We start from the raw sequence: 2,044 nt of genomic DNA, 5'->3' as shown, positions 1-2,044 counted from the left end.
GTATCTAAACGGAATAAATTATTAAGCATTTTCCAGTTTTGCTCACAAAAAAAACGCATCAAGTGATTAAACCCACGAAATACGATACCATACGTCATGAGGCCTCAGTGCAAAACCATATGCTCATCTCATCGATGCAAGCGAGTTGAAAATGAATAATTTAGAAGCATTGATATTAAAATACCGAACAAATGAAATGATGCGCTTAATATTTCATATTGAAGATCTACGTAAGTACCTAATAGGCTCAATGAAAGCATCTAATTATTTTATTAATGAAACTGATGAGCGATATTTCGACACTAAAGCAAAAGTGATGCCGCAGATTTGGACTCGACTACTTTCTGATGGAATTTTGTCCGCAGACGAAATTACGGATCTAAAAAATATAATTGACATTAGAAACACTATCGCTCATGAGGTTTATAAATTCACTCAAGATTTAAAACTCGAATTTAAGGACTACGCGAAACACGAACATTTCAAGTTACAATATGACTATACTGCACTTGAACGATTGCTATGTTATAAAAATAAAATTCAACAGCGATGGAATGATATAAGTGAAGTTAGTATGCGCAGCTTCCATTTCTCTTTCGCTGATAGCTATTATGAGCAAGAGAACTGTAGATTATCAAAGAGAATAGATAAATTATATAATCAAAGAGACAGCATCATAGACAGAGTCAATCAAGAACTAGCCAGTGTAAAATTTGACAATTATAAAATTCACCCCAAAGATAAAAACAATTTTCTCACTAATGGCAGTTTATCATCACAAGGTACTAAAATATGTCGTAATTTACTTCAGCAAGGTTTATCAAAACATACAGTTAGCGTTTTAATGGATATTCCATTAAGAAAAGTTAACTATCAGAACCGAAAAATGAAGGGGGGTTTAACATTCAGATAAATTGAAATCATTCTTATTAATATGGATGAGTTTTAGAGCTAAAATATCTAAAGACAGATATTCGACAAAATCATAAACAACATTAAATCACTGATAACAATTTATTATACGGAAACTTTCCATATACTATGCAGCTACCTAGAGCACTTTATGAGTTGTTATTTAATAAAAACAATATGCCTAGCTAGGGCATGAGATGATTTTTTGTCTCTCAGGAATGATACGAATGCTGCCAAAGAACTGTCTACTGTTGGCAGATGAAAGGTGTGAATAGTGAGATGGATGTCTTGTTTCACTATCCTGTGGATGAGGGGAGGGCTAGATGTGTATGGAGCGCATCACTATTCAACTTAACTCATTGAAAAATAATGAGCTGTAAAATTCGTTTCTTTTGGTTTTGTAGCTTATTTATTGAACGTGTTGTTTATAAGATATTGATTATAAAGTGTTTTACCTTTTGATTTCCGGTATCCAATTGTCACAGTGCGATTGAGCGGTGAGGAGAGAGCGGGAGAGGGGAAGATAGAGACGAGCGCTATTGATACAACCTGATTTTCGCCCTGAGCCTAAGTATTCGGCACGATAATGTCGAGATATATGATGATTTAGACTTAAGCACCTTTGTGATCCTCATCTACGCTTTACAGTAAGTAATGTAAACGAGGAGTAGTGTGATGCGATCACTCAGTACACTGATCTCTCTGTCAAGTCTGATGCTAGCGGTACCGGCTAGTGCGGTAGACTTTAGCTGGATGACCGGCTCGCCGGATGTGGGTTATAGTCAGAAAGGGAAGCCTGTAGCGGTCGTTAACGAACCCCCTCCAGCGAAAATTCTGGACAATGTCTACTCGATGTTACCGGAAGGGATTCGGGTCAAACCTGAATTTATTGCCAGTGACGATTATACCAAAATTGAGTTGGACCCCGATTTCAAGGGTATAGCCACCGTTAAACTGCGCTTTTTGCGCGAAGGTGCTGGATATCGAAATAGCTTGGGCTATTTTATTTATGATGTGAACAACCCACCTAAGACTTCTGCAGATATTGAAAATCACGTCATTGTATTTCCCAATGCGTCATTACCGCCCGATGGGGAGATGGTCACCGGTGATACGGTAGCCCTTAAAGGGG

The 2,044-nt window shown here is 37.4% G+C and carries 1 protein-coding gene and 1 pseudogene; both read left to right on the top strand.

Going from position 1 to position 2,044, the window contains the following annotated elements; genetic code table 11:
• Nucleotides 1-151: 151 nt before the first annotated feature.
• Entirely contained in the window at nucleotides 152-913 is a 762-nt protein-coding gene (locus GOU96_RS17295) for a hypothetical protein (RefSeq protein WP_267783224.1), read from the top strand.
• A gap of 674 nt (nucleotides 914-1,587) precedes the next feature.
• A pseudogene (locus GOU96_RS17290) lies at nucleotides 1,588-2,044 on the top strand (hypothetical protein); the annotation flags it as partial.

Origin of the sequence: Vibrio sp. R-1 (assembly GCF_035615595.1) — a bacterium.
GTDB lineage: Bacteria > Pseudomonadota > Gammaproteobacteria > Enterobacterales > Vibrionaceae > Vibrio > Vibrio cholerae.
Note: the sequence above shows the minus strand (reverse complement) of the source record. Positions and strands in the feature narration are given on the sequence as shown.